6 protein-coding genes and 1 pseudogene are annotated in these 5,858 nt (G+C 70.9%); all 7 read right to left on the bottom strand.

From position 1 onward, the window contains the following. Positions 1-1,467, bottom strand: a 1,467-nt coding sequence (locus CR470_RS35055; protein WP_179892480.1) for a cytochrome P450, incomplete at its 3' end; no start/stop codon positions are given. Between the two features lie 164 nt (positions 1,468-1,631). Then, entirely contained in the window at positions 1,632-2,246 is a 615-nt protein-coding gene (locus tag CR470_RS35050) for a GTP-binding protein (RefSeq protein ID WP_097871515.1), read from the bottom strand. Next, the gene (locus CR470_RS35045) at positions 2,227-2,598 is read right to left on the bottom strand and encodes a DUF742 domain-containing protein (protein WP_097871513.1); all 372 of its coding nucleotides are present in this window, start codon (positions 2,596-2,598) and stop codon (positions 2,227-2,229) included. Before CR470_RS35045 ends, CR470_RS35050 begins: the two co-directional genes overlap by 20 nt. Further along, entirely contained in the window at positions 2,595-3,002 is a 408-nt protein-coding gene (locus CR470_RS35040) for a roadblock/LC7 domain-containing protein (RefSeq protein ID WP_006128841.1), read from the bottom strand. Before CR470_RS35040 ends, CR470_RS35045 begins: the two co-directional genes overlap by 4 nt. Continuing rightward, positions 2,999-4,639 (bottom strand): sensor histidine kinase, encoded by a 1,641-nt coding sequence (locus tag CR470_RS35035; RefSeq protein WP_097871510.1) that lies wholly within the window; start codon positions 4,637-4,639, stop codon positions 2,999-3,001. The genes CR470_RS35040 and CR470_RS35035 overlap by 4 nt, the downstream gene beginning before the upstream one ends. Before the next feature lie 463 nt (positions 4,640-5,102). Further along, positions 5,103-5,609, bottom strand: a complete 507-nt coding sequence (locus CR470_RS35030) for a MarR family winged helix-turn-helix transcriptional regulator (RefSeq protein WP_097871508.1) — start codon at positions 5,607-5,609, stop codon at positions 5,103-5,105. After that, positions 5,606-5,858: pseudogene (locus tag CR470_RS35025) on the bottom strand (FUSC family protein); the annotation flags it as partial. The pseudogene CR470_RS35025 and the gene CR470_RS35030, both read right to left, overlap by 4 nt.

Raw genomic sequence — 5,858 nt, 5'->3', positions numbered from 1 at the left:
AGATGTGTATAAGAGACAGGGATTGGGGGGTGCGGCCGGGGCGGGAGCGGGTGTGGCGCCCGGGGCGTGCGCGGGCTGCGCCACGGCCTCGTGCCGGGGCTCGGGGACGGGCGTGGCCGGGGAGGAGATCTCCCAGGCGTCGGCAGGGCGGGCGGCGCGGGCCATCACCGAGAGCGGATCCGCGTCCAGTTTCTGCTGGGGGCTGGGGGCGAACTTCACCGGCAGCTCGACCAGATGGCGGGACATGATGTTGCCGACCCAGCGCAACTCGCTCTCCCCGACACCGAGCTCCAGGTCCGGCAGGCGCATCAGGAGCGCGTCGACCCCGACGTCGGCGATGGCCCGGCCGATGTCCTGTCCCGGGCACTCGTGGGGGCCGCCGCTGAAGGCGAGGTGGGCGCGGTTGCCGCTCATGTCGGCGCCCAGGTCCGGGCGGACGGTGGGGTCGGTGTTGGCCGGGGCGATCCCGACGAGCAGGGCGTCGCCCGCCTTGATCTGCTGGCCGCCCAGCTCCGTGTCGCCGACCGCCCAGCGGCCGAAGACGGCGGTGAACGGCGGCTCGTCCCAGAGGGTCTGCTCGACGGCCTCGGGAACGGTCATGTGCCCGCCGCTGAGCCGGGCGCGGAAGCGCGGGTCGATCAGGACCATGCGCAGCACGTTGGCGATCAGGTTGGCGGTGGACTCGTAGGCGGCGATCATGACGAGGCGCAGATGCTCGATGACCTCGGTGTCGGTCATCTTCGCGGGGTGCTCGACGAGCCAGGAGGCCAGGTCCGGCGCGGATTCGGCGCGGCGGCGCTCGACCAGGCGCGTCAGCACGGACACGACGTGGGCGTTGCTGGCCACGGCGGTCTCGGTGCCGCGTGTCATGTCCCGGGCCGCCTGGACGAGACGCTCGTCGTACTCCTCCGGCATGCCGAAGATCGCGCACACCACCATCATCGGCAGGTGCTCCGCGAACTGTCCGACCAGGTCGGCGGTGCCCTTCTCGCAGAAGTCGTTGACGAGACGGTTACTGAAGCGGTTGATGTGGCGGCGCACCCCGCGGGTGTCGATGCGCTCCATGCTGTCGGTGACCGCGCCGCGCTGCCGCTCGTGCTTGGCGCCGTCGGCGAACACGCAGACGGGCTGCCAGGTGAAGATCGGGGCGAGCGGGTGGTCCGGGGCGACGCTGCCGTCCTGGAGGGCCCGCCAGCGCCGCGAGTCCCGGGAGAACTGGGAGGGCGTACGGGTGACGTGCAGGTTCTCGCTGTGGCCGAGCACGAGCCAGGCGGGCACGTCGCCGTGGAGCAGGATCGGGGCGACCGTGCCGTGTTCGGCGCGGAGTTTGTCGTAGAGACCCGCCGGGTTGTTCTCCGCCTCGGGGCCGTAGAGCCGGCGCAGTCCGCCGGGGCCGATGTCGAGGTTGTGGGCCGGGCACTGGGGCGGGGGCACGGCGCCGGGTTCGTGGTGGAAGGGGGTTGTCACAGGGTCTCCAGGGATCAGGATTCCAGGGCTGGTGCACAAGCGGGCGGGACGGGCCCGCGGGTCGCGGACCGGGCCGGGGGCAGGCGCCGCGGGATGGCGCGCGCCCCCGGTCGTGGACCCGGTCGTGGACCCGGTGGACCGGGGTGTCCCGAAGAGGGTTCGGCTCAGGCGAGGGGGACGGCCAGGCTGTGCAGATAGCGCATCAGGGTCATCAGCACATCGCGGCTGGAGGCCCGCAGCCGGGCGTCGCAGTCGATCATCGGGACCTCGTCCGGCAGGTCGAGGGCTGTGCGCAGGGCCTCGACCGGGTGGTGCGGCGCGTCGGGGAAGGTGTTCACGGCGACCACGAAGGGCACTCCGCGTTCCTCCAGCCGGCCGATGACGTCGAAGCTGACCTCCAGCCGTCTGGTGTCGATGAGGACGACCGCGCCGAGGGCGCCCTCGAAGAGGCCGTTCCACAGGAACCAGAAGCGTTCCTGGCCGGGGGTGCCGAACAGATAGAGGATCAGCTCCTCACTGAGACTGATCCGTCCGAAGTCCATGGCGACCGTGGTGGCGGTCTTCGCCTCCACCCCGGCGTTGTCGTCCACGCCGACGCCGGCCTGGGTCATGGTCTCTTCGGTCGTCAGCGGCCGGATCTCGCTCACCGAGCCGACCATGGTCGTCTTGCCGACGCCGAACCCGCCGACGATCACGACCTTCACCGCGGCGGTGGCCGTGGTGGGAAGGACGTCCTCGCTGCGGGGTCCGGTGATCGTGTCAGAGCTTCTGAAGTCCATGCATCACCGCTTCGAGAAGGGACCTGTCGGGGAGCGTGGCGCGGACGATCGGCGCCCGCGACTGGATGAGTTCGGTCGCGAGGAGATCGCTCAGGAGCGAGGTGACCACGCTGAACGGCAGGCTGAGGTAGGCCGAGATCTCGGCGACGGAGAGCGGCGCCTGGCAGAGCCGCAGGATGGCCGCCTGTTCGGGCTGGAAGGTCGGCGAGGGCTCCGCCCGCGCGACGACCATCGTGACCAGGTCGAGCGCGGACCGCTCACTGTCGTCGAGATCACCGGTGATCACGTACAGCCGTTCCGGGTCGTGCAGGTCCGGATCGGCCTTGCGGCGCTCTCGTCGAGGACCACTCATCCGGACTGCCCGCCGTGGCGGGGCGGGCTGGTCAGGTGGGCTCCGATCCGCACGACCATGTCCCGCATCCGGGCCCCGACGAGTCCGGCGTCGACGGTCTCGCCGGCCAGGACCGCGAGGTAGGCCCCGGTCCCGGCCGCCATCAGGTAGAAGAACCCGCCCGTCACCTCGATGACCACGAGCTTCATGAGGCCGTCGCTGTACGGGATCTCGGTGGCCACCGCGGCGGCCAGGCTCTGCAGTCCGGCGCAGGCCGCCGCGAGCCGGTCGGCGACGTCGGGGTCGCCGCCGTGCATCGCGATGCGCAGGCCGTCCGACGAGAGCACCACGATCTGGTGGATGCTCGGAACGTCGTCGGCCAGTTCCTTGAGCATCCAGTCCATGTTTCCCCGCTGCTGGATCACTTCAGGTCTCCCTTGTCCCACGCGTCATCGGAGTCTTCGCCGTGCTTTCGTTCCTGCGGTACGCCGTTGACGGCCTTGGTGAATGCCTCCAGCCACAGGCCGGGGGGCTTCTCCTCGCCGCGTCCGTCGGCCGCGCCCTCGTCCGCGCCGGGCCGGAACCCGTTGGCGGGTGCGGGGGGCGGTGGGGGCTGCTGCGGGAGGTTGTGCGAGCCGAGCGGGGCGCGGCCCCGGCTGCGGCGCTGCGGCAGCCCGTTCTCGGTCCACTCGGTGACCACGGGAAGGTCGTCCTCCACGGCTGCCGCGGGAGGGGCCGGGTGCGACGTGGCCGCGGGGGCACCGGTGGAGACCGGTGCGGCCACGGACGGCACGGGGCCGGTGGCGGCGGGCTTGGGCTTGCGCTTGCCGGGCGGCGGCACCACGTGCTGGAGCTGCGACATGTCCAGGGAACTGGTGGGCCGCGAGGTGGCGCCGATGCCGTGGGCGATGCCCGGGGCGGGCCCGGTGGTGATCATGTCGCGCGGCACGATGAGGACGGCGCGGACGCCGCCGTACGCCGACTGACGCAGCGACACCTGGAGCTGGTACATCCGGGAGAGCCGGCCGACGACGGCCATGCCGAGGCGCGGGGACTCCCCGAGGTCGTTCATGTTGATGCCGGCCTGGGCCTGGGCGAGCATGTTCTCGGCGCGGGCGCGGGCCTCCTCGCTGAGGCTGACGCCGCCGTCCTCGATCTCGATGGCGATGCCGGTCTGCACCTCGACCGCGGTGACGTGCACCCGGGTCTGGGGCGGCGAGTAGCGGGTCGCGTTGTCGAGGAGTTCGGCGCAGGCGTGGATGAGCGGTTCGACCGAGGTGCCGACGATGGCGACCTTGGCGATCGAGTGCAGATCGACGCGCTGGTACTCCAGGATCCGGGACATCGCGCCGCGCAGCACGCTGAACAGCGGTACGGGTTTGGGCCACTGGCGGCTCGGGCGGGCGCCGCCGAGCACGGCGATGGAGTCGGCGAGGCGGCCGATCAGCGCGGTGCCGTGGTCGATGCGCAGCAGGTCGTCGAAGACCTCGGGGTTGCGCCCGTAGTGGTCCTCCATCTCCCGCAGTTCACTGGCCTGGCGGTGCACGATCGCCTGGACGCGTCGGGCGACGCTGACGAAGGCGCGCTGAGCGGAGTCACGCCGCGCCTCCTCGTTGTCGATGACTTCGAGGACCTGGTAGATCTGCTCACGCAGCGCCTTGGGCAGATGGCGGTTGGCCACGTCCGCGTCGACGATGTCGCGCATCACTTCTTCGGGCGAATTGCCCACGCGCAGCCGCCGGATGGCGGCGGGCATGACGTCCTTGGTGAGCCGGACCGTCTCGGCGTCGTGCGAGAGGATGCGGTGTTCCAGGTAGGCGATGCGCTGTTCGTACTCCGCGCGCTGGACGCGCATGGCGCGCCGACGGCGGTGCAGCGCCACGGTGAGTACGGCGACCACGAGCGTGGCGATCGCGCCGCACACGGCGACTGGTATCCGCGCGGCCGGTACGACCAGGGCCGAGCCGGCGGCGGTGGCGCCGAGGAGCAGGGCCACGGGCAGCAGGACTACGCGGACGACGGGAATTTCTCTGTCGGTCGGCGGTGATTCAACACGGACCATCTAAAACCCTCTGGCGGTTGATTCCGGGATGTATGCGCGCGTGAGCGGAGACTTGTGAACAAGTGCTCGAATTCATCTCAACTCGACTTCACTGCGCGTGAGCTTAGCCAGATCAGAACAGTGCTTCGGCATATTCACCCAACCCTCTGCGGAAGCTCGCCGAGAGGAATACACTCACCAGTTTTTGCACGCTGCGCTGTGGAGCATGCGCAGCGAGTGAGCATGGCGGGAAATCGCCCCGCTTGAGACCTCTCCGCAGCGGAAGGCCGGAACAACCAACATCGGTTAGTGGCTGTTTCCAGGGCAAATCGCCCTCGCGTGAGCGGGTTTCACCCTGCATAACAGGACAACGAAACAGGTGATCGAACCGGATCGAAAGGTGCAGATTCCTGAGCTACGCGCGAGTGACGCGCAAAATCGCCGCGCTGACGCGCCTGCGGAGACCCACCGCCGGACCGCTGGATCAGCGCCTGACTCCGCCGAGCCGTCCCTCAAGATGCACGAGCAACTCACCCAGCCTGGAGCCGAGTTCGTCGCGCGCACCGCCGTCCAGACCGGCGAGCACCGCGCGTTCGTAGGCGAGCTGCTCGGGCAGGAGCCGGTCGACCAGGGCCCGCCCCTCCTCGGTGAGCCGGACATGGGCGACCCTCCGGTCGCGGGCGTCGCCCCGGCGCTCGACCAGGGCGCGGTCCTGGAGCGCGCGCAGCCGCTTGGTGACGGCGGCTCCGGAGGAGAAGGTCTCGCGGGCCAGCTCGCCGGGGGTCATCTCCCGGTCCGTCCTGCGTACGGCGCCGAGGAGGTCGAACTCGGCGCGGGTCAGCCCGGCGGAACGCAAGGGGGCGTCCTCCGCCTGCTGGAACAGTGCGGCGCAGCGGTTGATCCGGCCGATGATCTCCATCGGCCCGGTGTCGAGCCCCGGGTTGACGGCCTGCCACTGCCGGACCACCGAGGCAACGATGTCGTCGGTCACTCCGCTCCGATCGAAGGGGCGTGGACCGCAGGAGGTGCAGTGCCCCCGGGCCCCCGCCGTTGTGCTGTCGCGGCGAGCGTACGGTGTCCGGCCCGCTCGGCCGCGAGAAGGCGCTGCTCGGGCAGGGCGCTCTGCCACCATTCGCCCGCCGCGGTGTCACCGGCCTCGCGCAGTTCGACGAGGCTCGCGGTGAGCGTCCGGCGCGCCCGGTTCCGTGTCGCGGGCGCGGCCCCGGGGTCGGCGCCGGCC

Origin of the sequence: Streptomyces sp. rh34 (assembly GCF_002551245.1) — a bacterium.
In the GTDB taxonomy this organism is placed as follows: Bacteria; Actinomycetota; Actinomycetes; order Streptomycetales; family Streptomycetaceae; genus Streptomyces.
This window is presented reverse-complemented; position numbering and strand designations above follow the sequence as displayed.

Coding starts and splice junctions, on each gene's coding strand:
- CR470_RS35050 (WP_097871515.1), bottom strand. CDS start 2,246: ATGGACTTCAGAAGCTCTGACACGATCACCGGACCCCGCAGCGAGGAC.
- CR470_RS35045 (WP_097871513.1), bottom strand. CDS start 2,598: ATGAGTGGTCCTCGACGAGAGCGCCGCAAGGCCGATCCGGACCTGCAC.
- CR470_RS35035 (WP_097871510.1), bottom strand. CDS start 4,639: ATGGTCCGTGTTGAATCACCGCCGACCGACAGAGAAATTCCCGTCGTC.